The following is a 25766-nucleotide window of genomic DNA, read 5'->3' as shown; positions in this document are numbered from 1 at the left end:
TTACAGATAATGGCTATCGAGATCAAAGCCCCCTCTTTCCCGGAATCCGTTGCCGACGGCACCATTTCCAAGTGGTACAAAAAAGAGGGCGATGCGGTAAAACGTGACGAGATGCTGGTCGATATCGAGACTGACAAGGTTGTCCTCGAAGTGCTGGCCGAGGCTGACGGCGTGATGGGTGCGATCACCAAGGAAGAGGGTGCCATCGTACTGTCCAACGAAGTGCTTGGGACATTGAATGACGGTGCTACAGCATCTGCTGCTCCGGCACCTGCTGCTGCGCCTGCCTCCGCACCTGCTTCGGCACCAGCAGCTGCACCGGCTGCGGCTGCTGGCGAAGAAGACCCGATTGCTGCGCCTGCTGCGCGCCAACTGGCTGAAGAAAACGGCATCAACCTGGCCAGCGTCAAGGGCACCGGTAAAGACGGCCGCATCACCAAGGAAGACGTGGTTGCTGCAGTTGAAGCGAAGAAATCCGCTCCGGCCGCTGCGCCTGCTGCCAAGCCTGCTGCTGCCGCTGCTCCTGTCGTCGCCGCTGGCGATCGCACCGAGAAGCGTGTACCGATGACTCGCGTGCGTGCAACCGTTGCCAAGCGTCTGGTCGAAGCCCAGTCGAACATGGCGATGCTGACCACGTTCAACGAAGTCGACATGACCGAAGTCATGGCGCTGCGTTCGAAGTACAAGGACCTGTTCGAGAAGTCGCACAACGGCGTACGTCTGGGCTTCATGTCGTTCTTCGTCAAGGCTGCCACCGAGGCGCTGAAACGCTTCCCGGCTGTCAACGCGTCGATCGACGGTTCCGATATCGTCTACCACGGCTATGCCGACGTCGGTGTTGCGGTTTCCAGCGACCGCGGTCTGGTCGTACCGGTTCTGCGTAACGCAGAGCACATGAGCCTGGCTGAAATCGAAGGCGGCATCGCCACCTTCGGCAAGAAAGCCCGTGACGGTAAACTGTCCATCGACGAGATGACCGGCGGTACGTTCACCATCACCAATGGTGGTACTTTCGGTTCGATGATGTCGACGCCGATCGTCAACCCGCCACAGGCTGCCATTCTGGGCATGCACAACATTCTGCAGCGTCCGATGGCAGTCAATGGTCAGGTTGTGATTCGCCCGATGATGTATCTGGCGTTGTCGTACGATCACCGTTTGATCGACGGCAAGGAAGCGGTAACCTTCCTCGTGACCATCAAGAACCTGCTGGAAGATCCGGCTCGTCTGCTGCTGGATATTTGATGACGCAGTCCCGGGCTGTACACGACAGGCTGCGCAAGAGCGCAGTCTGTCGCACAGCCCGGGTCTTGCAGATTACATCTAATGAACAGGTTGCAACGCTCGTCTGTAAAGCATCACAGACCTGCCTGCAGCTTGCAGGTTAAAGCTCGCAGCTATAGAGGAATTCTTTTTTATGTCCCAGAAATTCGACGTGGTAGTGATTGGCGCAGGCCCTGGCGGTTATGTTGCCGCCATCAAGGCTGCGCAACTTGGTCTCAAGACTGCCTGCATCGAGAAGTATCAGGACAAGGAGGGCAAACTGGCCCTCGGCGGTACCTGCCTGAACGTGGGTTGCATTCCTTCCAAGGCACTGCTCGACAGCTCCTGGAAATTCTATGAAGCCAAGAACGGCTTCAGCGTACATGGCATCTCGACATCTGAACTGAACATCGATATCCCAGCGATGATCGGCCGCAAGTCGACCATCGTCAAAGGCCTGACCGGCGGCGTCGCCAGCCTGTTCAAAGCCAATGGCGTGACCACGTTGCAGGGTCACGGCAAACTGCTGGCCGGCAAGAAGGTCGAGCTGACCGCAGCCGACGGCACTGTCGAAATCATCGAAGCGGACCATGTGATCCTGGCTTCGGGTTCGCGTCCTATCGACATTCCGCCAGCTCCGGTTGACCAGAAAGTCATCGTCGATTCGACTGGTGCTCTTGAATTCCAACAGGTTCCACAGCGTCTGGGCGTGATCGGCGCTGGCGTGATCGGCCTGGAACTGGGTTCTGTCTGGGCTCGCCTGGGTGCTCAGGTTACCGTTCTGGAAGCGCTGGAGAAGTTCATCCCTGCAGCTGACGAAGCGGTTTCCAAGGAAGCACTGAAAACCTTCAACAAGCAGGGCCTGGACATCAAGCTGGGCGCTCGCGTGACCGGTTCCAAGGTCGAAGGCGAACAGGTTGTGGTCAGCTACACCGACGCTGCCGGCGAACAGTCGATCACCTTCGATCGTCTGATCGTTGCCGTGGGCCGTCGCCCTGTCACTACCGACCTGCTGGCTTCGGACAGCGGTGTCGATCTGGACGAGCGCGGTTTCATCTACGTTGATGACTACTGCACCACCAGCGTGCCGGGCGTATACGCCATTGGTGACGTGGTTCGCGGCCTGATGCTGGCGCACAAGGCCTCGGAAGAGGGCATCATGGTTGTCGAGCGCATCAAGGGCCACAAGGCCCAGATGAACTACAACCTGATCCCGTCGGTTATCTACACCCACCCGGAAATCGCCTGGGTCGGCAAGACCGAGCAGACGCTCAAGGCCGAAGGCGTTGAAGTCAATGTCGGTACATTCCCGTTCGCAGCCAGCGGCCGTGCCATGGCAGCCAACGACACCGGCGGTTTCGTCAAGATCATTGCCGACGCCAAGACTGACCGCGTACTGGGTGTTCACGTGATCGGCCCGAGCGCTGCAGAGCTGGTACAGCAGGGCGCAATCGCGATGGAATTCGGCAGCAGCGCAGAGGACATCGGCATGATGGTCTTCTCGCACCCGACCCTGTCCGAAGCGCTGCATGAAGCTGCACTGGCTGTGAATGGCGGCGCCATCCATATCCAGAATCGCAAGAAACGCTAAGACAACAAGAGAAACCACGACGCAGTGCCCGTCGTTGGCCTTGCAAGCAGGGCTTACCGCGGAATCTGCGCCGGACTCGACCTCTCAGGCGGCTTCACGAGTGTCCCACGGCACTTGCGGAGTCCACCCGGAGTAGCGGTCACAGGTGGTGCGGCACGCTGACGTGCAGCACCGAATGCGCAGTACCTAAACGAAGACGGTAATAAGCATGAATCTTCACGAGTATCAGGGTAAGCAGCTGTTCGCTGAGTACGGCCTGCCAGTATCCAAGGGTTACGCGGTAGACACCCCGGAAGCAGCAGCAGAAGCCTGCGACAAGATCGGCGGGACCGAGTGGGTCGTCAAAGCCCAGGTTCACGCAGGTGGTCGCGGTAAAGCGGGCGGCGTAAAGCTGGTTCGCAGCAAGGAAGACGCTGCAGCGTTCGCTCAACAGTGGTTGGGCAAGCGCCTGGTGACTTACCAGACTGACGCCAACGGTCAGCCAGTGACCAAGATCCTGGTCGAGTCCTGCACCGACATCGCCAAAGAGCTGTATCTGGGCGCTGTGGTCGATCGTTCCAGCCGTCGTATCGTGTTCATGGCTTCCACCGAAGGTGGCGTGGACATCGAGAAGATCGCTCACGACACTCCTGAAAAGATTCTCAAGGCCACCATCGATCCACTGGTCGGCGCTCAGCCGTTCCAGGGTCGCGATCTGGCATTCCAGCTGGGTCTGGAAGGCAAGCAGGTCACTCAGTTCGCCAAGATCTTCACTGGTCTGGCCAAGCTGTTCCAGGACCATGACCTGGCGCTGCTGGAAGTGAACCCGCTGGTGATCAAGGCTGACGGCGATCTGCACTGCCTGGACGCCAAGATCAACATCGACGCCAACGCCATGTACCGTCAGCCAAAGCTGAAGGGCTTCCACGATCCTTCGCAGGACGATCCTCGCGAAGCTCACGCAGCCAAGTTCGAACTGAACTACGTTGCGCTGGAAGGCAACATCGGCTGCATGGTCAACGGTGCCGGTCTGGCCATGGGTACCATGGACATCGTCAACCTGCATGGCGGCAAGCCTGCAAACTTCCTTGACGTTGGCGGCGGTGCCACCAAGGAACGCGTTACCGAAGCGTTCAAGATCATCCTGTCCGACACCAACGTCGCTGCAGTACTGGTCAACATCTTCGGCGGCATCGTTCGTTGCGACATGATTGCCGAAGGCATCATCGGTGCAGTGAAAGAAGTCGGCGTTAAAATCCCGGTTGTTGTTCGCCTTGAAGGCAACAACGCTGAGCTGGGCGCTAAAGTACTGGCAGAAAGCGGTTTGAACATCATCGCTGCTACCAGCCTGACCGACGCTGCTCAACAAGTTGTCAAAGCCGCGGAGGGCAAGTAATGAGCGTCCTGATCAATAAAGACACCAAGGTTATCTGCCAGGGTTTCACTGGTTCGCAAGGTACCTTCCACTCCGAGCAAGCCATTGCCTACGGCACCAAGATGGTTGGCGGCGTGACACCAGGCAAGGGCGGCACCACGCACCTGAACCTGCCAGTGTTCAACACTGTTAAAGAAGCCGTAGAAACCACTGGCGCTACTGCCAGCGTGATCTACGTTCCGGCTCCTTTCTGCAAGGACTCCATCCTTGAAGCAGCGTTCGGCGGCATCAAGCTGATCGTTTGCATCACCGAAGGCATCCCGACCATCGACATGCTGGAAGCCAAGGTCAAGTGCGACGAGCTGGGTGTGGTCCTGATCGGTCCTAACTGCCCAGGCGTCATCACTCCGGGCGAGTGCAAGATTGGCATCATGCCAGGTCACATTCACTTGCCAGGCAAGGTAGGCATCGTGTCGCGTTCCGGCACCCTGACTTACGAAGCTGTGAAGCAGACCACTGACGCCGGTTTCGGTCAGTCCACCTGCGTTGGTATCGGCGGTGACCCGATCCCAGGCTCGAACTTCATCGACATCCTGAAGCTGTTCCAGGAAGACCCGAAGACCGAAGCGATCGTCATGATCGGCGAGATCGGCGGTTCGGCTGAAGAAGAAGCGGCTGCCTACATCAAGGCACACGTAACCAAGCCGGTTGTTTCCTACATCGCTGGTGTGACTGCTCCTCCGGGCAAGCGCATGGGCCATGCCGGTGCAATCATCTCGGGTGGTAAGGGTACTGCAGACGAGAAATTCGCTGCACTGCAGGACGCTGGCGTAAAAACCGTGCGCTCCCTGGCAGACATCGGCAAGGCCCTGGCCGAGCTGACCGGTTGGCCGACCAAGTAAGCCTCGCTTGCTTTTCGGGTAATCGACAAAAGCCACCTTCGGGTGGCTTTTGTTTGGGCGGGTGAAAAACGCAGCGCGGCGTCCTGGCCCTGTTTCCGTCTATCGATTGTTATTCATCCGCCATTCCTGGCGGGTCAATTCCCATATCTGCTCCTGTGTCGTCCCGCAGACAAACTGTGCTTCCTGCACAGTCACAAGGCGCATGCCTTCGCGCCGCGACAGGCGGCACGATGCTTCATTCAAAGCCGATTTGGCCACACGTAAAACCGGGCGTTTCAAGGTTTCAAACCAGAAACGGTCGATGGCCACGCAGACCTCCGACATCAGGCCCAGCCCCTGATAGGGTGGCGATAGCCAGAACCCGCGATTGTTGTCCTCCTCATCCATCATGCACGCGGCACCGATCAGGCGATCCTGTTCGCCGCAAAGACGAATCGACCAGTGCCATTCTTCACCGTCCTGCATGGCCGGCAAGGCGTTCTCACGGATATAGCGCAGCGCTTCCCCATCTGGATAAGGCCAGGGCACGTGGTGGGTCAGATAACGCACCACTTCCCATTGGTTGAACAGGCTTTGCATCACCGCGGCGTCTTCAAGCTGCAATGGGCGCAGGACCAGACGTGGCGTATGCAGGGTTGGCGTGGGTATCGCACTCAGGTGAGTGATGTCGGGCATGGAAATAAGCTGCCGGGTATGGAAGGGGCGCTCAATCTATCTATGAGCACACCGCTGGTCTGTCAGGCATTTCCCGTTTTACAGTGGCTTTTGCAGCTGCCAGTTCAAGGTGCGTCGTCGGCTGTCTCGCCCTGAGACAGTGCATTTTCCAGCGAAGTTGGCTACCCTGTCCGCCGTTTTTGCGTTGCCCTCACGAGGGGCGTTTCGCAAGGTACTGCCACGTCTTACGCCGACGGGCTGCGTCTGCCCCATTCATGGGTGACGTCCCATCCCTTATTTCGATTCTGTGTGGTCCCTCGTAATGAAAGTGTTGAAAGGCCAGGACATCCTGGCACTCGGTTTTATGACATTTGCCCTGTTCGTCGGGGCTGGCAACATCATCTTTCCCCCCATTGTGGGTCTGCAGGCCGGGCCGCATGTATGGATGGCGGCGCTGGGCTTTCTGGTTACCGCGGTTGGCTTGCCGGTCATTACCGTGATCGCTCTGGCCAGGGTCGGCGGCGCGATGGATGCCCTGAGCAGTCCGATTGGCAAGATCGCCGGCGGAGCTCTGGCTGCAGTCTGCTATCTGGCGGTCGGTCCATTGTTCGCCACTCCGCGTACCGCTACGGTCTCGTTCGAAGTCGGTCTCGCGCCGCTGACCGGCGACACCCCGATGGCCTTGTTCCTCTACAGCCTGGTGTACTTTCTGGTGGTGTTCTGGGTTTCGCTGTACCCGGGGCGCTTGCTCGATACCGTCGGACGTTTTCTGGCGCCGCTCAAGATCATCGCTCTGGCGGTACTGGGCATCGCGGCATTCGCCTTGCCGGCAGGCGGAATAGGGGAGGCGGAGCCGGCGTACGCGGTAGCGCCGTTTTCCCAGGGCTTCATCAATGGCTACCTGACCATGGACACGCTGGGGGCGCTGGTCTTCGGTATCGTCATCGTCAACGCGATCCGCTCTCGCGGTGTCGAATCGCCTCGTCTGATCACTCGCTACGCGATCATTGCCGGGCTGATTGCCGGGGTCGGGCTGGCCTTGGTGTATGTCAGTCTGTTTCGTCTCGGTTCCGGCAGCCACGCCGTGGCGGCAGGTGCCAGCAATGGCGCAGCGGTTTTGCATGCCTACGTGCAGCACACCTTCGGTTCGCTGGGCAGCGGATTCCTTGCCGTGCTGATTTCCCTGGCATGTCTGGTCACTGCAGTAGGCCTGACCTGTGCCTGCGCCGAATACTTTGCCAAGGTGTTGCCGCTGTCCTACAGAACGCTGGTGATTATCCTCGCGGTGTTCTCGCTGCTGGTGTCCAATCTCGGGTTGACCAAACTGATCCAGTTCTCGATTCCGGTGCTCACGGCGATTTATCCGCCGTGCATCGTTCTGGTCGCGCTGAGCTTCTGCAAGGAGCTCTGGCAGAGCCAGGGACGTGTGGTGGCCCCCGTGATGCTGGTTTCTCTGGTATTTGGCCTGATCGATGCGCTGAAGGGCGCTGGTTTCGCCGAGGCTCTGCCGGATGTTCTGAGCCATCTGCCGCTGGGTGATCAGGGGCTTGCGTGGCTGGTGCCTGCTGTTGTCACACTGGCAGTTGCAGTGGTGGTCGACAGGGTGATGGGCAAGCGCAGCGAGGCGCTGGCTTGAAGGCCGTGCTTTAGACGATTGCGCAGGAAAAATCGTGCTGCATGAAAAGGCCCGCTATAAGCGGGCCTTTTTAGTTCTGCGAGCGTGTCAGCCTTACTTGGTGGCTGGTGCTGCTTCTGGCGCCTTGTCGGCGTTTTCATTGGTGCGCTGCTGAGCGGCTTCAGCGTTCTTCTGAGCGGCTTCCTGGCTTTCCTTGGCCGCGTCATTCACTTTTTCCTGAGCCTTTTCCATCGACTCCTGGGACTGCTGAGCTGCCTTGTTGGCATCTTGCTGAGTGTTTTCGGACTTTTTGTCACAGGCAGCAAGGCCCAGGGTGGCAGAAAGCATCAAGGCATAAGCTAAAGATTTACGCATGGGGTGTTTCTCCTTATTGATTATTCACGAGCCTAAGAGCCTGCCCCCGAGGGTTAAGTTCCACCCGTGACGACAATAATGGAGGGCGTTGTTTCACGGTCGTTACAGGCTGATGAAAGTGCGCCAGTCATGAGTCGTTCCGGCGAGCTCCGAGCAGGCTGATTCGCCTCGTGCCCGGTGCATGAAACACGCTCCAGGCATCATTGGCTCTTGAAATCCCCGACCCAGCCCCCACCTTGATGACTACCCGCTGTCACACAGGCTGCTGCCTGACCGTGATGGCTTATACCATCCAGATCGGAGTTTGATGATTATGAGTGTGGAAACTCAAAAGGAAACCCTGGGCTTCCAGACCGAGGTAAAGCAACTGCTGCACCTCATGATCCATTCGCTGTATTCCAACAAGGAAATTTTCCTTCGCGAATTGATCTCGAACGCGTCTGACGCGGTCGACAAATTGCGTTTTGAAGCGTTGTCCAAGCCCGAGTTGCTGGAAGGCGGCGCAGAGCTGAAAATTCGTGTGAGCTTCGACAAGGACGCGAAGACCGTTACGCTTGAAGACAACGGCATCGGTATGAGCCGTGAAGACGTGATCACCCACCTGGGTACGATCGCCAAGTCCGGCACCGCTGATTTCATGAAAAACCTGTCGGGCGACCAGAAGAAGGACTCGCACCTGATCGGTCAGTTCGGTGTGGGCTTCTACTCGGCGTTCATCGTTGCCGATCAGGTCGAAGTGTTCAGCCGTCGTGCCGGCACGCCAGCGAGCGAAGGTGTGCACTGGTCTTCCAAGGGCGAAGGCGAGTTCGAAGTCGCTACTGTCGACAAGGCTGATCGTGGCACCCGTATTGTTCTGCATCTGAAAAACGGTGAAGAAGAGTTCGCTGACGGCTATCGCCTGCGTAACATCATCAAGAAATACTCCGACCATATCGCCTTGCCGATCGAGCTGCCCAAAGAGCAGGCTCCGGCAGCCGAAGGCGAGGAGGCGCCGGCGCTGGAGTGGGAAACCGTCAACCGCGCCAGCGCACTCTGGACCCGTCCGCGCACCGAGGTAAAGGACGAGGAGTACCAGGAGTTCTACAAGCACGTCGCGCACGACTACGAGAACCCGCTGAGCTGGAGCCACAACAAGGTCGAAGGCAAGCTGGAATACACTTCGCTGCTGTACGTGCCTGCGCGTGCGCCGTTCGATCTGTATCAGCGTGAAGCACCGCGTGGTCTGAAACTCTACGTGCAGCGTGTGTTCGTGATGGATCAGGCCGAGTCGTTCCTGCCGCTGTACATGCGCTTCGTCAAGGGCGTGGTCGATTCCAATGACCTGTCGCTGAACGTTTCCCGCGAAATCCTGCAGAAAGACCCGATCATCGATTCGATGAAGTCGGCGCTGACCAAGCGCGTGCTGGACATGCTGGAGAAGCTGGCGAAAAACGAGCCGGAGAAGTACAAGGGCTTCTGGAAAAACTTCGGTCAGGTCCTCAAGGAAGGTCCGGCAGAAGACTTCGCCAACAAGGAAAAAATCGCCGGTCTGCTGCGTTTCGCATCGACGTCCGACGACAGCGGCGAACAGAGCGTTTCTCTGGCCGAGTACTTGGCGCGTGGCAAGGAAGGTCAGGACAAGATCTACTACCTCACTGGCGAATCCTACGCGCAGGTCAAGAACAGCCCGCACCTTGAAGTCTTCCGCAAGAAGGGCATCGAAGTGCTGTTGCTCACCGATCGTATCGACGAGTGGCTGATGAGCTACCTGAGCGATTTCGATGGCAAGGGCTTTGTGGATGTGGCGCGTGGTGACCTGGACCTGGGCAATCTTGACTCCGAAGAGGACAAGAAGGCTCAGGAAGAGATCGCCAAGGACAAGGAAGGCCTTATCGAGCGTCTGAAAGCCGCGCTGGGTGAGTCGGTGAGCGAAGTGCGGGTTTCCCATCGCTTGACCGATTCGCCTGCGATTCTGGCCATTGGCGAGCAGGATATGGGTCTGCAGATGCGTCAGATTCTGGAAGCCAGCGGGCAGAAGGTGCCGGATTCCAAGCCTATCTTCGAATTCAACCCTGCCCACCCGTTGATCGGCAAACTCGATGCCGAGCAGAGCGAAGACCGCTTCGGCGATCTGTCGCACATCCTGTTCGATCAGGCCGCGCTGGCCGCCGGTGACAGCCTCAAGGATCCGGCCGCTTACGTGCGCCGTCTGAACAAGTTGCTGGTAGAACTGTCGGTTTGATAGCCGGTTGACAAGAAACCCGCTTCGGCGGGTTTTTTGTTTCAGTTCCCGCGACACGTTCTTCATCTCTCCAACGATCAGGAGTCAGTAATGAGCAGCAATATCGAAATTCGTTCTGTGGTCTATCAGATTGATGGTCAGTCTTATGAAAGCCGTCTGGTGTACGACACAAAAGCTACTGCTGCACAGCCGGGTCTGTTGATGGCGCCCAACTGGATGGGTGTCAGCAAGGGTGCCGAAGACATCGCCAAAGCGGTGGCGGCCGAGGGTTATGTAGTGTTGCTGGCTGACCTGTATGGTCAGCAGATTCGTCCGGGCAACAACGACGAGGCGGGCGCGGCCATGACGCCGCTCAAGAATGATCGCGGTCTGCTGCGCAAGCGTATGCAGGCAGGACTCGATCAGTTGTTGAGCCAGGCGGGCGTGTCCCTGGACACAAGCAAAATCGCAACCTTTGGCTTCTGCTTCGGGGGCTGCTGCTCTCTGGAGCTGGCGCGCACCGGTGCCGAACTGAAAGCCGCGATCTCCTTCCACGGCACGCTGGACACACCCAACCCGGCTGACGCCAAAAACATCAAGGGCTCGGTGCTGGTCCTGCACGGCGCCTCTGACCCTTTGGTGCCGAAAGAGCAACTGCCGGCTTTCGAAGACGAGATGAACACCGCTGGCGTGGACTGGCAGCTCCACAGCTACGGCGGCGCATTCCATTCCTTCACCGATCCGCACGCCAACGTGCCGGGCATGATGATGTACGACGCCAAAGTGTCGAGCCGCGCGTTCAAGTCGATGCATGATTTGCTGAAAGAAGTGTTCGGCTGAAGGAACACCTATCGTCCCCTAAGGTATGCCGGATAACACTACCGTTTCGTGGGCATGCCGATCCGGACGCTCTGCGTCCTCTTGCGACGCAGAGCGTCGTGAACTGCATTCCCACGCTGGAGCGTGAGGAACGATCGGTGTTCTGGAGATCCATCGTCCCCGCAGGTATACCGAAGAGCGCTAGCCACGTTTTTCCGACTCACAAAAAAGGCGCCTCGAAAGGCGCCTTCTTTGTTTGCGGCAAAAGCAGTATTACTTGCCCGCCCAGCGCTTCAACACCAGCGTGGCGTTGGTGCCGCCGAAGCCGAAGCTGTTGCTCATGACCAGATCGATCTTGGCATCTTCCTTAGTCTTGAGCAGGATAGGCATGTCGGCAACCACCGGGTCCAGCTCGTCGATGTTGGCCGAACCTGCGATGAAGTTGTTCTCCATCATCAGCAGGCAGTAGATCGCTTCGTGGACACCCGCGGCACCCAGCGAGTGGCCCGAGAGGCTCTTGGTGGAGCTGATCGCCGGAGCGTTGGCGCCGAATACTTCGCGCACGCCTTCCATTTCCTTGGCGTCGCCGACCGGGGTCGAGGTGCCGTGGGTGTTGATGTAGTCAATCGCGCCGGAGTCGATATCGCCCAGGGCCATCTTCATGCAGCGAATGGCGCCTTCACCGCTGGGTGCGACCATGTCGTAGCCATCGGAGGTAGCGCCGTAACCGACGATTTCTGCGTAGATCTTCGCGCCACGCGCCAGAGCGTGTTCGAGTTCTTCGACCACTACCATGCCGCCGCCACCGGCAATGACGAAACCGTCACGCTTGGCGTCGTAGGCACGCGAGGCTTTTTCCGGCGTTTCGTTGTACTGGGTGGACAGTGCGCCCATCGCGTCGAACAGGAACGACTGGCTCCAGTGCTCTTCTTCTCCGCCACCGGCAAAGACGATGTCCTGCTTGCCCAGCTGAATCTGCTCGACAGCGTTGCCGATGCAGTGTGCGCTGGTGGCGCAGGCGGACGAGATGGAGTAGTTCACACCCTTGATCTTGAACGGCGTGGCCAGACAGGCCGAAACGGTGCTGCCCATCGTCCGCGTGACGCGGTAGGGGCCGACGCGCTTGACGCCTTTCTCACGCAGGGTATCCAGTGCTTCCATCTGGTTCAGGGTCGAAGCGCCGCCGCTGCCGGCGATCAGGCCGGTGCGTACGTTGGAAACCTGCTCGTCGGTCAGGCCCGAATCGGTGATGGCGTCTTTCATCGCCAGATAGGCATAGGCTGCCGCATGGCCGACGAAGCGGAAGATCTTGCGATCGATCAGCTCTTCCAGGTTCAGGTCGATGGAGCCGGAAACCTGGCTGCGCAGACCCATTTCGGCATATTCCGGGTTGAAGCGGATGCCAGGGCGGTTAGCACGCAGGTTAGCGGTGACGGTCTCTTTGTCATTGCCCAAGCAGGAAACAATACCCAGACCAGTGATAACGACGCGGCGCATGCGAGTACCCTTAGAAATTTTCAGTGGAAGTGAACACGCCGACCCGGAGGCCTTCGGCGGTATAGATTTCGCGACCGTCTACACTCACTGAACCGTCGGCGATGGCCAGGTTCAGTTTGCCTTTCAGGACGCGCTTGATGTGGATGTTGTAAGTCACTTTCTTGGCGGTAGGCAGGACCTGACCGAAAAACTTCACTTCGCCTGAACCCAGGGCACGGCCACGGCCGGGATTGCCCTGCCAGCCAAGATAGAAGCCAACCAGCTGCCACATGGCGTCGAGGCCCAGGCACCCCGGCATGACCGGATCACCTTCGAAGTGGCAGGCAAAGAACCACAGGTCCGGATTGATATCCAGTTCGGCGACCAACTCACCCTTGCCGAACTTGCCGCCCTCATCGCTGATGTGCGTGATGCGATCAACCATCAGCATGTTGGGGGCGGGCAGTTGCGCATTACCTGGGCCGAACAGCTCGCCACGACTGCAGCGCAGCAGGTCTTCCCGGGTAAAGGCGTGTTGTTTGGTCATGCGAGCTCCTCAATAATCTTGTGCGGCAGGTTGTGGCGCCACTGGCCCGAACGCCAGTCCTGGCGCGCTAATTTCGCCAGGACCCTGTCCGGCAGCCTACTCATAGACTGTTGCGTTGTAATGAAAGTCACAGCTCAGGTGAAATCAAGGTACACCTGTACACTGAATTTTGTCATTCAGCCGATTTTGCTGGCCGATCTGGATGCCAAGACTGCCGCAATTTAACATTTATCGCCAGTCGCAGGTGCTTCAAAGGACAGCCAGCGCTGTAAAACCTGCTGTAAATCAGCATGTTTGAAGGGTTTGGGCAGGTAATCATCCATTCCTGCCTGCAAACAGGCGTCCCGATCCCCCTGCAACGCGTTAGCCGTCAGGGCAATGATTGGGATTCGTTCCAGCCCGGAAAGTTGCCTGATTCGACGGGTGGCCTCATAGCCATCCATGACCGGCAGTCGGCAATCCATCAGAATCAGCGCGTGGTTGCCTGCGCTGGCCTTCGCCACTGCTTCGGCACCGTCGACAGCGATGTCGACCTCGCACCCCAGATTACGCAACATGGCCTGCACCACCGTGCGGTTCACCGGATTGTCCTCGACCAGCAAGATGCTGCGCTCCCGACCATGTGCATCAAGTATCGACAGCGGCTTGGCAATAGCCACCGAAGTGTCGCGCGAGACGGGCAGGGGGATCTGCAGCGTAAACAACGAGCCCGAACCTTCCTCGCTCTCGGCGTGCAAGGTGCCGCCCATGCGTTCGGCCAGGGTCCGCGCAATCGGCAGCCCCAGCCCCGTGCCACCGTAACGCCTGGAAATAGAGCTGTCGGCCTGTTTGAATGCATCGAACATCGATTCCAGTCGCTCGGCGTCGATACCGATACCGCTGTCCTGTACCGCGCAGGTGAAGTGCAGCCGCTCAGCGTCGAGCATTGCCCACCTGGCCTCGACGCAGACCTTGCCTTGCTCGGTGAATTTAAGTGCGTTACCGATCAGGTTCACCAGAATCTGGCGAATGCGGGTCGGGTCGCCTATGACGTTCATGCCCTCCAGGCTTGGCTGAATGTGCAGCTCCAGCAGCAGGTTGCGTTGCGCGGCGCTGTGGTTGAACGCGTGGGTCGAGGCGCTGACCAGTTCAGCCAGGTTGAACGGGATACCTTCCATTTGCAGGGCATCGCGCTCGATGCGGGAGAAGTCGAGGATGTCGTTGATGACGCGCAGCAGATGCTCGGTGGATTCGGTCGCCAGCGTCGCGTACTCGCTCTGCTCATGGGTCATGTGCGTGGTTTCCAGCAACTGCAGCATGCCCAGTACTCCGTTCATGGGGGTACGCAGCTCGTGACTCATCATGGCCAGAAAATCAGATTTGGCACGGTTGGCCTGTTCGGCTTCTTCCCGCGTATGGATCAGTTGTGCCACCGAACGCTGTTGCTCGAGGCTGGTGCGGTGCAGGTTCTCGGCCAGGTTGTTGATGTGCCGCGCCAGCGCGCCCAGCTCGGCGTCGTCGCTGACCGGCATGGGTGTGTGGTAATCGCCCTGCTGAATCGCCTTGAGCGCTTCGCCCATATCGCTGATGGGTCTGGACAGGCTCAAGGCCAGGCTGCGCGCCAACAGAAAGGCGAACATCAGAGCGCCCATCGCCAGGACGCCGGCCTTGAGCAGTATCTCCTGCTGACGCCGGCTGAATGCTTCGCTGGACATGCCGACCAGAACCCGTCCCAGATAACTCTGTGAAGCGCCCTGTGCGGGTTGGCCTTTTCCTGCGTCAGGCTTGCCGGGATTGCCGTGAATGGTGGTGCGCTGCGGTTGAACGGGGGCCAGGAACACTTCCATCTGCCGGGTCTGCTGCTCGTTTTCGCGCGGCTGGTCTATGTAGATCACCGAGGTATTGGAGCTGTCCTGAATTTCCACATAGCGAACGCTGGGCATGGACAGCGTGGCGCGCATCAACGCCTTGAGGCCCTCGATATCGCCGGTGGTCACGCCCGGCTCGACCGCGGTCGCCAGCTGGTTGGCGATCAGCTGCCCGGTGTGATTGAGTTCCTGACGCAGGTCCTGAATACGCACGAAGGTAAAAAAGCTGATCAACAAGGCCGTCAGCAACAGGGCAGGGCCAAGGCTGATGATCTGTGTGCGGGTGTTGATGTCCCAGTGCCGAAATCTCATCGGCCGTGCGCCTCGCGCGCAAGGCACTGCGGAGGTAGTTCGATTGATGCATCCATGCCTGTTCGCCCGGTGGTCGCGAATCGGTCCGGCTGCACAAGGCAGGGCCGGCTATCGCGATGATTCATGCTGTGCGCGCATGTTAACCGAGATGGCGCGTGTTTCCAGCGAACTTGTTTGATTGAAGCCGTTCGGAGTGCGTAACAGATCAGCTTTGTCGCTGGCTGATAACGTGTTGCTCCGTATAATGACGGCATCGCCACTTGAATGGCTCTGGATGGATAGTTTTATGACCACACAGCAACCCGTCGCGGTGCTTGGCGGTGGCAGCTTCGGTACGGCCATTGCCAATCTGCTGGCCGAGAACGGCCATCAGGTTCGTCAGTGGATGCGCGATCCGGAGCAGGCTGAGGCCATTCGCGTCAATCGCGAAAACCCCCGTTACCTCAAGGGCATCAAGATTCGTCCTGAGGTTGAGCCGGTCACCGACCTGACGGCGGTGCTCGACGCCAGTGAACTGATCTTCGTTGCCTTGCCGTCGAGTGCCTTGCGCTCGGTGCTGTCGCCTCACGTAAAGCGCCTGAATGGCAAGATGCTGGTGAGCCTGACCAAGGGTATTGAAGCGCAGAGCTTCAAGCTGATGAGTCAGATCCTCGAAGAGATCGTCCCGCAAGCGCGTATCGGCGTGCTGTCCGGGCCCAACCTGGCGCGGGAAATCGCCGAGCATGCGTTGACCGCAACGGTGGTCGCCAGCGAAGACGAAGCGTTGTGTCAGGAGGTTCAGGCCGCATTGCACGGGCGAACCTTTCGCGTCTATGCCAGCAATGACCGGTTTGGCGTCGAGCTGGGCGGGGCACTGAAGAACGTCTACGCGATCATTGCCGGCATGGCGGTGGCGCTGGACATGGGCGAAAACACCAAGAGCATGCTGATCACCCGGGCACTGGCGGAAATGACCCGTTTTGCGGTCAGCCAGGGTGCCAACCCGATGACCTTTCTGGGACTGGCCGGGGTAGGCGACCTCATCGTCACCTGCTCCTCGCCGAAAAGCCGCAACTACCAGGTCGGGTTTGCGCTGGGTCAGGGGCTGACGCTGGACGAAGCGGTCACGCGCCTGGGCGAGGTGGCCGAGGGCGTGAACACCCTCAAGGTGCTCAAGGTAAAAGCGCAGGAAGTGCAGGTCTATATGCCATTGGTCGCCGGGCTGCATGCGATTCTTTTTGAAGGCCGTACGCTCAGCCAGGTCATCGAGGCGCTGATGCGGGCCGAGCCCAAGACGGACGTCGATTTCATTTCGATTACCGGCTTTAATTGAATTCAGTCTGATCAGGAGAAGGTCTTGAACGAGTCGAAAATCCAGCACAACGAATCGATCCTGCTGCGCATTCTATGGATGCTGCTGTTTCTGGGTGTATGGCACGTCGCGCAGATCATTCTGGCGGGTGTGGTGCTGGTGCAACTGGTCTATCGCCTGATCTACGGCGCACCGAATGGCGGCCTGATGAACTTCGGCGACAGCATCAGCCAGTACCTGGCGCAGATCGGTCGTTTCGGGACGTTTCACAGTGACCACAAACCCTGGCCTTTCGGCGACTGGCCGGCGCCGCGTGCGCCCGAAGGCGAGGCGGCCCATCATGTTTCGTCAGCGGTACAGCCGGTGCGCGGTGAGGAGCCAAAGCCATGAAGGTCTGGGTATTGCGTCATGGCGAAGCGCAGTCGCGGGCGCGCAGTGATGCCGAGCGCGAGTTGACGGCACACGGGCGTGAGGAAGTGCAGAAAAGTGCGCTGCAGCTGACAGACAAGCCCGTGCAACGGATCATTGCCAGTCCCTACGTACGTGCACAACAGACTGCCGAGTTGGTGCGTCAGTCATTGGCATTCGATGACTCGATCGTCACTGCGCCCTGGCTTACACCCGACAGCAGCCCGCGCGAAGTGCTGGCGCAACTGGACAAGCTGGGTGTCGATGAAGTGCTGCTGGTCAGCCATCAGCCTCTGGTGGGCGAACTGATCGGGGTACTGGCGCACGGCAGTCCGCAGCAGGCCGAGCCCATGAGCACTGCCAGTCTTGCCGAGCTGGAAGGCGAGTTCGCAGTGGCAGGCGGGATGCGCCTCAACAGCGTCAGGCACGTCTGAACGGTCTGTGCGCACAATGAATGACCGCCGCGAATGCGGCTCTCCCGGGAAAAGGATTTAGCATGAGCATATGGCGTCAGGCTCCCGATATCGAAGCCCTTATGGCGGCTCAAAAAAACACCATTGGTGAAGTGCTGGATATTCGTTTTGAAGCATTCACCGATGACTCTCTGACAGCCAGCATGGTGGTCGATCAACGTACCCATCAGCCTTTCGGGCTGCTGCACGGCGGCGCATCCGTGGTATTGGCCGAATCACTGGGGTCGATGGCCAGTTACCTGATCGTCGACCCGAGCAAGTATTTCTGCGTCGGGCTGGAGGTCAACGCCAACCATTTGCGTGGTGTGCGTAGCGGACGTGTCACCGGTGTGGTCAGACCCGTACACATAGGCCGGACCACCCATGTATGGGACATCCGTATCAGCAACGACGAAGGCAAGCCAAGCTGCATTTCACGCTTGACGGTTGCCGTGGTACCGCACGGCAAAGAGCCTCCAGTCAATTGAGTGTTTTTGGCTATTAAAGCTCGCTGTTGAAGCCAAGGCTCTGGTCGGTCAATCTTCTGGCTTTCAGGTCGCTTGTATAAAGGCCAGCCTGGACCGGCTCGTACACACGCTATAGGCGTTCACGTCGCTCCGAGCACCTTATCAAGGTAATCCTGATGGCCGGAGTGACACCTGCGATGGCGGTTCCAGTCATTGCCGATCCGCGAAGCAACTTGGCACAATCGTGACTCGCCCGCTCATGGAAGTATTGGCATGTCGCAACCCGTGTTCTTTGCTCACGCCAATGGCTTCCCTTCGGCGACGTACAGCAAGCTGTTTTGCGCGCTGGCCCCGGAGTATTCGGTGGTTCATCTTGAGCAACACGCCCATGACCCGCGTTTTCCGGTGGATGACAATTGGCTGAATCTGGTCGATGAGCTGATCCACCATCTTCATGAGCAGCCGGGCCCGGTGTGGGGGGTAGGGCACTCGCTCGGCGGCGTGTTGCATCTGCATGCAGCATTGCGCTGCCCGGAACTCTACCGGGGCGTGGTGATGCTCGACTCGCCGGTGCTGGGGCTGGCTGATCAGTTGTTCATCCGCGCCGCCAAGCGCCTGGGCTTTATCGACCGAATCACGCCAGCGGGTCGTACCCTGGGGCGTCGTGAGGCGTTTGACGATCTGCAGTCGGCACGCGCCTACTTCGCTGGCAAGACCCTGTTCAGCCGCTTCGATCCCGACTGCCTGACCGCCTACCTGCAACACGGTCTGCGCGAGGACGGCGGGCAGTGGCGTCTGCGCTTCGACCCGGCGACCGAGATCAGCATCTACCGCAGCATCCCGCACACCAGCCCCATGCCGTCACGGGAACTCAAGGTACCGCTGGCCATGGTGCGAGGCAAACACAGCCGGGTGATCATGCCTCATCATGGCTATCTGGCCCGACGCATGCGCGAAGGCGAATACCTGACCATGCCCGGAGGGCACATGTTTCCCCTTGAACGACCGGATGAAACGGCATTGCTGCTCAAAACGCTGCTCGCTCGCTGGGGCGCGCGTAGCGCTTCAAGGGTGACGGCGTGACGTTTACCGTGGAGGAAGTCCGTTTCAATCTGGGGCATATCGAACTCGCTGCTCACCTTTACGGCGCCGAGGACGGCCAGCCGGTGATTGCCTTGCATGGCTGGCTCGACAACGCCAACAGCTTTGCCCGGCTGGCGCCGCAACTGGAGAGCCTGCGCATCGTGGCGCTCGATCTGGCCGGGCATGGTCATTCAGAGCATCGGCCTGCCGGGGCATCCTATGCGCTGGCCGACTATGTATTTGAAGTGCTGCAGGTCGCCGAGCAACTGGGCTGGCAGCGCTTCGCCCTGATGGGCCACTCGCTGGGCGCGATCATTTCGGTATTGCTGGCCGGGTCGTTGCCGGAGCGTGTCACTCGGCTGGCCCTGATCGATGGTTTGACTCCCTTGACCGGCGACCCTGAATCCGCCGCCGAGCGGATGGGCTCCGCTCTGCAGGCGCAGCTCAGGTTGTCAGGCAAGAAAAAGCCGGTTTACGAGGATCAGCAACGCGCTGTTCAGGCGCGCATGAAAGGCGTCCTCCCGGTCAGTCGCGAGGCTGCCGAATTACTTGCGCAGCGCGGCCTGATGCCGGTGCCCGGCGGCTATACCTGGCGCAGTGACGGTCGCCTGACATTGCCTTCTGCGATACGTCTTACACATCAGCAGGCGATGTCTTTCGTCAACGCTATCCGTTGCCCGACGCAACTGCTGGTCGCTACGGGCGGCATGCTGGCGAAAAACCAGCTCATGCTGTCCGGTCTGCCTTTCGACGTCGTGCAGCTTGAGGGTGGCCATCACCTGCACCTGGACGATGAGCAGGGTGCAAGCTCTGTTGCACACTGTATCAATCGCTTCTTCGCTGCTTCTTGACTTGAGCCCGGCAACTGCCGACGCTGGGCGGGTTGAAACAGGAGTCAACCGTGATGGATCAATCTGCAGCCTCTCGTGACCGCCTTGCCGGCGATCTTTTATATTTTCGTTCCCTGCTTGCCTGCCAATGAGAGCACTCATGCGTTTATCAAGTGCTCCCGTTGTCGCCTTGTGCCTGTCGATGTTCAGCGCCGGGCTCTGTGCCGCAGATGTAACAGGCAGCAGTGATCTGCAGATTCTGCCGCGTCTGGCCGACACGGAATTCGTCGATTATCGCCCGGCTGCCGAGCTTGAGCGCGTCTACCCCATGGGCTCGATCCGCAAGATCAGCGGCCAGTTGCGTTTCGACGGCCAGGTCAGTGCGCGTGGCAATCTGACGTCGGTCACCTATCAACTACCTGCCGAGCGGACTTCCGACGACGCTTTCACCGCAGCTCGCGAATCCTTGCAGCAGCAGGGAGCCGAACTGCTGTTCTGGTGTCAGGCGCGCGACTGCGGAGAAAGCAGCCTGTGGGCCAACGAAGTGTTCGGCAACGCCAAACTGTATGGCGCGGATGACCGCCAGGCTTACCTGCTGCTGCGTCTGGCAGAGCCGCGCAGTGACACTTTGGTAGCGCTTTACAGCATCACCCGTGGCAACCGCCGCGCCTACCTGCACGTCGAGCAGTTTGAATCCTCCGCGCCACTGGGCGAACTGCTGCCGACCTCGGCCACCTTGCTGCGCCAATTGCGAAGCACCGGCAAGCTGGAACTGCCCCGCCTGAGCGGCGAACCACAGGATGCCTGGGTGACCCTTGTTTCCCGCGCCCTGAACCTGGACAGCAGCCTGCGCGCCACGGTGTCCGGGCCCAGTGCCAGCCCCTGGCTTGAAGCCCTGATCGCCAAAGGCGTTCGCGCCGCCCGGCTCGAGGCAGGCGTCAATGAAGGGAAGGGGCTCAAGATCGAGGTTATCCGCTAGAACAGCGATGGCGGACAGGCAGGTTCGCCATTATGCTCGCTCCCTCCGATCCTTTTTAGTGGATAGCGCATGTTCAACAATGACCGTCTGTTGGTGCAGATTCTGCTGCTGGCGCTGTTCGGTGCCTGTCTCTGGGTGATGGCGCCGTTCTGGTCGGCGCTGGTATGGGGCGCGGTGCTGGCCTTCGCCAGCTGGCCGCTGATGCGTTTGCTGACCCGCTGGTTCAAGGGTCGAGAGTCGCTGGCTGCGTTGGTGATGTGCCTGTGCTGGATGCTGCTGGTCGCGGCGCCGCTGGTGTGGCTGGGCTTCAATCTCGCCGACCATGTGCGTGACGCAACCGGCCTGATCAAGGACATTCAGGTCGACGGCTTGCCTGATCCACCGCAATGGCTGGCAGGTATTCCGCTGGTGGGCGAACGGCTGGTAGCGCTGTGGACCACCATCGATCAGCAAGGCGCGGCGTTCATGGCGACGCTCAAACCACACCTGGGGCAGGTCGGTAACTGGATTCTGGCACGCAGTGCGCAGATCGGCAGCGGGATTCTGGAACTGACCCTGAGCATCGTCTTCGCCTTCTTCTTCTACAGGGACGGTCCGCGCCTGGCCGCCTTCGTGCTCAGCCTTCTGGAACGCCTGATCGGCGAGCGCGCCCAGTATTATCTGGATCTGGTCGCCGGCACGGTGCAACGCGTGGTCAACGGGGTCATCGGGACGGCAGCGGCCCAGGCGGTACTGGCGCTGATCGGCTTTCTGATCGCCGGTATTCCCGGTGCCTTGGTGCTGGGTATTCTGACCTTTCTGTTCAGTCTCATCCCGATGGGTCCGCCATTGGTCTGGCTGCCGGCCACTGCCTGGCTGGTCTGGCAGGGCGAGTACGGCATGGCGATATTTCTGGGCATCTGGGGGATGTTCATCATCAGTGGCGTGGACAACGTGCTCAAGCCATACCTGATCAGCAGGGGCGGCAATCTGCCGCTGGTAATCGTCTTGCTGGGTGTGTTCGGCGGGTTGCTTGCCTTCGGCTTCATCGGCCTGTTCATCGGCCCGACGCTGCTGGCAGTCGCGTACAGCCTGTTGACCGACTGGGTCGGCAGCGAGCGTGCCCGCAGCCGCTGACGGCGAACGTTTTCGCAGTGGTTTCCAAGCACGGAATGGTTGCACGGTCTAACTGGTTTGGCTGGAGAGACTGCTGATATCACGCTGGCCATTGTTCGCACTCACAGAGTGCGTCACAGACGTGGCAGGTTCAGTATCGCCGTCAGGCCGCCGCCCGGCGTCTGCGCCAGCGTCAGATCACCGCCGATCCGCCGGGCGGCTTCTCGGGCGATGCTCATGCCCATGCCGATACCGCCCGAGTTGCGGTTACGCGAGCTTTCCAGACGGTAGAACGGTTCGAATACCGTCTCGTGAAACTCAGGCGCGATGCCCGGTCCGTGATCAACCACCGATATGCGCACGCGCTCGAGGCTGTCCTCGATCACGATATGCGCGCTACCGGCATAGCGCAGCGCGTTGTCGACCAGATTCTGCAGGCACGAGCGCAGTGCCATCGGCTGCGTTTTGAGCGGCTTGCACTGGCCTTCGTACTGCACGTCGTCGCCATTGTCCTGGGCATTCTCGGCCTGTGACTCGATCAGCGCCTGCAAGTCGAACTGCTGCAAGCCCTCGTTTCGCCGATGTTCGTTGAGGTAGGCGAGCGTGGCGTCGAGCATGCTGATCATGTCGTTGAGGTCTTGAGTCATCTGGCCATGCAGCTTCGGTTCCTCAATCTGTTCGACGCGCAGCTTGAGCCGCGAAAGGGGCGTGCGCAGGTCATGGGATACCGCAGCGAGCATGCGTCCGCGTTGTTGCATCTGTTCACGGATCTTGCGCTGCATCAGGTTGAACGTCTGCGCAGCCTGCCGGGCTTCTTTGGGGCCGATGATCTCCAGTGCCGGGCTGTCGAGATTTTCACTGAGCCGCTCGGCTGCCTCGCTAAGGCGCTGTACCGGGCGGGCCAGCGCTTTGGCGCCGTACCACGCGGCAACAATCAGGGTGACGAACTGAAAGAACAGCACCACCAGCGGACCACCCGGCGGCGGCCTGTGCCGTTGCCCTCGATCGTCCTGTGCATGCTGCGCATCCGGGCGGTCTTCAGGAGGTGGGCGCATGCCGTATTGCGTGAACCAGATGAACGCCAGCAAGTGCGCGAGCATGATCGCCAGCAGCGCTCCGCCGAACAGTCGGGCAAATAGCGTATCGAACCTGCGGATCAACCCAGCTCCCTGGCATCGAACAGATAGCCTTCGCCACGTACGGTCTTGATCAACTGCGGATTTTTCGGGTCGTCCCCCAGTTTCTGACGCAAGCGCGAGACCAGCAAATCGATGCTGCGGTCAAAGGCTTCTATCGAGCGGCCTCGGGCAGCATCGAGCAGTTGCTCGCGGCTCAGCACCCGGTGAGGTCTTTCGAGAAAAACGCGCAGCAGCCGGAACTCGGCGTTGGACAGCGGTACAACCAGGCCATCGGCCGCTGTCAGTTGACGCAAGACACTGTTCAGGCGCCAGGCGTCGAAACGGATGGTGGAGCGCTGATCGCTGCGTTCGTCACGTACCCGACGCAGAATGGTCTGGATGCGCGCGACCAGCTCGCGCGGCTCGAACGGTTTGGCCATGTAATCATCGGCGCCCAGCTCCAGGCCGATGATCCGGTCAGTCGGCTCGCAACGAGCCGTCAGCATCAGGATAGGGATGTCGGATGTGCTGCGCAGCCAGCGGCAAAGCGACAAACCGTCTTCACCGGGCAACATCAGGTCAAGCACCACTACGTCAAACTTTTCTTCGTCCAGGGCCAGGCGCATCTGGGCGCCGTCAGTCACGCCGCGTGCCTGAATGTTGAAACGCTTCAGGTAATCGCACAGCAACTCACGGATCGCTACGTCGTCATCGACGATCAGAGCGCGGGTAGTCCATCGCTGTTCGGTGGCCGATTCATCGGCCGGACTGTCGGTAAGTACTTGCATAGGCCTTCGCTGTCTCACTGGCTGCCTGTGACCGGGTATCGGCTGGCTGGCGCGCGGTGCGCAATCGTGTCGATATGAAATGTCGTGTGCATGTCATCACTGTATCAATTCGGACACATTTTTCCGTGTCTTCGATGAGACCAGATTTGCACGGCTGTCAAGCTAGCAAATTCGAGAGTTGTGCCTGGCTTGCAGTGGTTGTCCACTGGCATGCCAGGCGGCACGTTCCACAAGGCTTCTGCCGTCTGCGATAAGCCATTCAGGAGATGCTCATCATGGATTCGAAGAAATACCAACCGCTGCTTGCGCAGCAGGTACGCGACAATTACGCAAAGCAAAAAAGAGTGCTGAACAGGAACGCTGATTTACCACTGCAACCTGTCACCGTCATCGATGTAATTGACGGAGATGCTGACGGGTTGCTGCCCGTCAGCGCACTTGCAAGCGACCTCGCCATCACGGTGGGGGACTGGCGGCAAAGCCAACCGCCAGCCGGCTTCACAGAAGAACTTCATCTTGAGTGGCGCCCCGATTCCGTCAGTGAGTTCATTTCAATTTCGATAGAAACGTTGACGACGCCCATCACGGAAACGTTTCCTTTGCAGAGAGCTATCGAGCAAAGCCAGTTCGCGCAACTCGAAGGCTTGCTGCACTTCAGGCATGGGGTCAAACCCTGGAACGACAACGAGGTGCAGTATGCTGATCCTCAGCCGATCACGCTGGACCGTATTCCTCCTTACGGCAACGAAGATCCGCTTGCCATGGAGGATCCGGGACAAGTCAACGATGCCTCTCTTGACGCTAACGGCGGCGTCATAGTGACAGTGCCTGAATTTGAGGAAAGCAAAAAGGACTTTGTCAAGGTTGCGATCATCTGGTCGGATAAGGTCCCGCCTGCCGATCAACCCATCAATCCGGATATATTCGAGCTCCTGCCAGCAAGTCGACAGATGTTGATACCCCGCGACCTGGTGGAACGCTACGCCTCCGGGGATCATTATGTAGCTTATGAACTGTTCGACAAGGCAGGAAACCGCAGTCGTGTTTCGCGGGTGCGGACCGTTCGGGTCGCCAGAGGGCCATTGCCCATCAATCTGAAATCGCCTGTCGTTCCACTGGCTGCTGACGGGTTTGTCGACCTGGAAGACGCCAATCGGGGTGTGGCAGTAGAGATTCCTGCTTTTGAACAATTCCATCCCGACGACCAAGTCGTGGTCACCTGGGGAGCAACCCTGTTGACGGCAAAGCGCATCGGTGAAGGAGACAACCCTTTTCCAGTAACGGTAGATGTCAGTTGGGAGCATCTGAATGCCGAATACACGATGCCCGCCGTAACCCCCTACGACGTTAGCGTTCCGGTCACCTACACGGTCATGCGCGGCACGACGCCTTTTGCGTTGCCGGATCCCCTTGCGATCGAAGTAACCGTCAACCTTGCCCACCCGGGTCCGGTGAACCCGACGGATCCGAATCCGGTCAATCCCGCTCTTCTCCCGGTACTTGTAAGGGGTGAGTCGGGCGAGGATAACCACCTGATTGCCGCCGACAAGGATAAGGATGCGAAGGCTATAGTGACGCTCTATAGCCCGACCAGATCCGGTGAAGTCATTACGATGTACTGGAAGGGGGTGGCAATTGCGCAGACGGCTACGCTGAACGGCAATGAAAGCGCTGGAGATGAAATCGAGCTGAACATTACGTGGAATGAGATTGAGGTCGGTGGCCCAGGGACCGTACCGGTGTACTACACTGTGACTCATCCGGATTTTATTAATATTCAGAGGTCAGCTGAAACGCCAGTACTGGTTGACGCAGTGCCGATCATATTGATCGCCGCTACCTTTCCCGATATTTCCGCTGTCGGCTCTGCTTCAATGCTTAATTGCGCGTCTTTGCGTAAGCGTCAAAGTGATGGCTTTATTGGTTACAGGGTCAGTATTCCACCCTCCGGCTTTTTGGTCGCAAAACAAGAGATCACCCTCAAATGGGTGTTGAAAGAGGCAGACCAGATTGCGGACATACTCGGCACTGAGCTGACCGAGAAGATTGAAATTGCAGAAGGTGCAGATCTGGCCGGCATAGAATGGTTTGTACAACCGTATGATCAGTACATTCTGCCAGCACAGGAGGATTCGGCGAACGGCTGGGCCTACGCTCGTGTGGTTTACACGCTTAATATCAACAATGGAGAAGTTGAGTCACAGTACGTCGATACCATTGTCGGCATTCAGGGCCTGGAAGAAGCGAGTGGAACATGTAACATAACTTCACTGCCAGAAATTCCCTGAGTGTTATAGCGA

At 59.1% G+C, this 25766-nt stretch carries 23 protein-coding genes; 16 read left to right on the top strand and 7 right to left on the bottom strand.

Annotated elements, in window-relative coordinates:
* Window positions 1–9 precede the first annotated feature (9 nt).
* From odhB to sucD, 4 genes are all read left to right on the top strand, one after another.
* On the top strand, window positions 10–1245 hold the full coding sequence (gene odhB, locus JOE33_RS04120; protein ID WP_010432940.1) for a 2-oxoglutarate dehydrogenase complex dihydrolipoyllysine-residue succinyltransferase: 1236 nt from the start codon (window positions 10–12) through the stop codon (window positions 1243–1245).
* 172 nt (window positions 1246–1417) lie between these two features.
* Window positions 1418–2854 (top strand): dihydrolipoyl dehydrogenase, encoded by a 1437-nt coding sequence (gene lpdA / locus JOE33_RS04115; protein ID WP_003394569.1) that lies wholly within the window; start codon window positions 1418–1420, stop codon window positions 2852–2854.
* Between the two features lie 208 nt (window positions 2855–3062).
* Window positions 3063–4229, top strand: coding sequence for an ADP-forming succinate--CoA ligase subunit beta (sucC, locus tag JOE33_RS04110; RefSeq protein WP_002552981.1), 1167 nt, complete (start codon window positions 3063–3065; stop codon window positions 4227–4229).
* Window positions 4229–5110 carry a succinate--CoA ligase subunit alpha gene (sucD, locus tag JOE33_RS04105; protein ID WP_010432935.1) on the top strand — a complete coding sequence of 294 codons (882 nt, stop codon included), beginning with the start codon at window positions 4229–4231 and terminating at the stop codon, window positions 5108–5110. Before sucC ends, sucD begins: the two co-directional genes overlap by 1 nt.
* Window positions 5111–5209: 99 nt before the next feature.
* Here sucD and JOE33_RS04100 read toward each other — a convergent pair whose 3' ends face one another.
* Complete coding sequence (locus tag JOE33_RS04100; RefSeq protein ID WP_032613526.1) at window positions 5210–5785, bottom strand: GNAT family N-acetyltransferase; 576 nt, start codon at window positions 5783–5785, stop codon at window positions 5210–5212.
* 301 nt (window positions 5786–6086) lie between these two features.
* On the opposite strand from JOE33_RS04100, the gene brnQ reads away from it, so the two are divergent.
* Window positions 6087–7400, top strand: coding sequence for a branched-chain amino acid transport system II carrier protein (gene brnQ / locus JOE33_RS04095; protein ID WP_096131247.1), 1314 nt, complete (start codon window positions 6087–6089; stop codon window positions 7398–7400).
* A gap of 93 nt (window positions 7401–7493) precedes the next feature.
* Here brnQ and JOE33_RS04090 read toward each other — a convergent pair whose 3' ends face one another.
* Complete coding sequence (locus tag JOE33_RS04090) at window positions 7494–7754, bottom strand: lipoprotein (RefSeq protein ID WP_003316565.1); 261 nt, start codon at window positions 7752–7754, stop codon at window positions 7494–7496.
* Between the two features lie 313 nt (window positions 7755–8067).
* Here JOE33_RS04090 and htpG point away from each other — a divergent pair, with 313 nt between their 5' ends.
* Both htpG and JOE33_RS04080 read left to right on the top strand, forming a co-directional pair.
* Window positions 8068–9975 (top strand): molecular chaperone HtpG, encoded by a 1908-nt coding sequence (gene htpG / locus JOE33_RS04085; protein WP_010432925.1) that lies wholly within the window; start codon window positions 8068–8070, stop codon window positions 9973–9975.
* 90 nt (window positions 9976–10065) lie between these two features.
* Entirely contained in the window at window positions 10066–10794 is a 729-nt protein-coding gene (locus JOE33_RS04080) for a dienelactone hydrolase family protein (RefSeq protein WP_187625719.1), read from the top strand.
* Window positions 10795–11046: 252 nt separating this feature from the next.
* On the opposite strand, the gene fabB is transcribed toward JOE33_RS04080, so the two are convergent.
* The 3 genes from fabB to JOE33_RS04065 form a co-directional block, all read right to left on the bottom strand.
* A complete protein-coding gene (gene fabB, locus JOE33_RS04075) occupies window positions 11047–12270 on the bottom strand; it encodes a beta-ketoacyl-ACP synthase I (RefSeq protein WP_010432918.1) in 1224 nt (407 codons plus the stop codon).
* A 10-nt stretch (window positions 12271–12280) separates the two neighbouring features.
* Window positions 12281–12796: a 3-hydroxyacyl-[acyl-carrier-protein] dehydratase FabA gene (gene fabA, locus JOE33_RS04070; RefSeq protein ID WP_003316569.1), complete on the bottom strand. Its 516-nt coding sequence runs from the start codon at window positions 12794–12796 to the stop codon at window positions 12281–12283.
* Window positions 12797–13017: 221 nt separating this feature from the next.
* Window positions 13018–14955 (bottom strand): ATP-binding protein, encoded by a 1938-nt coding sequence (locus JOE33_RS04065; RefSeq protein WP_209924036.1) that lies wholly within the window; start codon window positions 14953–14955, stop codon window positions 13018–13020.
* 286 nt (window positions 14956–15241) lie between these two features.
* Here JOE33_RS04065 and JOE33_RS04060 point away from each other — a divergent pair, with 286 nt between their 5' ends.
* From JOE33_RS04060 to JOE33_RS04025, 8 genes are all read left to right on the top strand, one after another.
* Complete coding sequence (locus JOE33_RS04060) at window positions 15242–16267, top strand: NAD(P)H-dependent glycerol-3-phosphate dehydrogenase (protein ID WP_032614479.1); 1026 nt, start codon at window positions 15242–15244, stop codon at window positions 16265–16267.
* Between the two features lie 24 nt (window positions 16268–16291).
* Complete coding sequence (locus tag JOE33_RS04055) at window positions 16292–16636, top strand: DUF4389 domain-containing protein (RefSeq protein ID WP_187625718.1); 345 nt, start codon at window positions 16292–16294, stop codon at window positions 16634–16636.
* Window positions 16633–17088: a phosphohistidine phosphatase SixA gene (gene sixA, locus JOE33_RS04050; RefSeq protein ID WP_032614482.1), complete on the top strand. Its 456-nt coding sequence runs from the start codon at window positions 16633–16635 to the stop codon at window positions 17086–17088. Before JOE33_RS04055 ends, sixA begins: the two co-directional genes overlap by 4 nt.
* Before the next feature lie 62 nt (window positions 17089–17150).
* Window positions 17151–17594, top strand: coding sequence for a hotdog fold thioesterase (locus tag JOE33_RS04045; protein ID WP_004410366.1), 444 nt, complete (start codon window positions 17151–17153; stop codon window positions 17592–17594).
* Between the two features lie 252 nt (window positions 17595–17846).
* Window positions 17847–18656, top strand: a complete 810-nt coding sequence (locus JOE33_RS04040) for an alpha/beta hydrolase (RefSeq protein ID WP_054993951.1) — start codon at window positions 17847–17849, stop codon at window positions 18654–18656.
* Entirely contained in the window at window positions 18653–19507 is an 855-nt protein-coding gene (locus JOE33_RS04035; protein WP_187625717.1) for an alpha/beta hydrolase, read from the top strand. The genes JOE33_RS04040 and JOE33_RS04035 overlap by 4 nt, the downstream gene beginning before the upstream one ends.
* Window positions 19508–19646: 139 nt before the next feature.
* Complete coding sequence (locus tag JOE33_RS04030; RefSeq protein WP_187625716.1) at window positions 19647–20465, top strand: DUF4892 domain-containing protein; 819 nt, start codon at window positions 19647–19649, stop codon at window positions 20463–20465.
* 69 nt (window positions 20466–20534) lie between these two features.
* Complete coding sequence (locus tag JOE33_RS04025; RefSeq protein WP_003406124.1) at window positions 20535–21581, top strand: AI-2E family transporter; 1047 nt, start codon at window positions 20535–20537, stop codon at window positions 21579–21581.
* Window positions 21582–21694: 113 nt separating this feature from the next.
* On the opposite strand, the gene JOE33_RS04020 is transcribed toward JOE33_RS04025, so the two are convergent.
* Complete coding sequence (locus JOE33_RS04020; protein ID WP_010432888.1) at window positions 21695–22720, bottom strand: HAMP domain-containing sensor histidine kinase; 1026 nt, start codon at window positions 22718–22720, stop codon at window positions 21695–21697.
* Complete coding sequence (locus JOE33_RS04015) at window positions 22717–23466, bottom strand: response regulator (RefSeq protein ID WP_010432884.1); 750 nt, start codon at window positions 23464–23466, stop codon at window positions 22717–22719. The genes JOE33_RS04020 and JOE33_RS04015 overlap by 4 nt, the downstream gene beginning before the upstream one ends.
* A gap of 275 nt (window positions 23467–23741) precedes the next feature.
* On the opposite strand from JOE33_RS04015, the gene JOE33_RS04010 reads away from it, so the two are divergent.
* Complete coding sequence (locus JOE33_RS04010) at window positions 23742–25754, top strand: hypothetical protein (protein WP_187625715.1); 2013 nt, start codon at window positions 23742–23744, stop codon at window positions 25752–25754.
* The last annotated feature ends 12 nt before the right edge of the window (window positions 25755–25766 follow it).

This window comes from Pseudomonas sp. PvP027 (assembly GCF_017833005.1).
Lineage (GTDB): Bacteria > Pseudomonadota > Gammaproteobacteria > Pseudomonadales > Pseudomonadaceae > Aquipseudomonas > Aquipseudomonas congelans.
The sequence above is the reverse complement of the archived record's forward strand: the minus strand, read 5'-3'. Positions and strand labels throughout refer to the sequence as shown.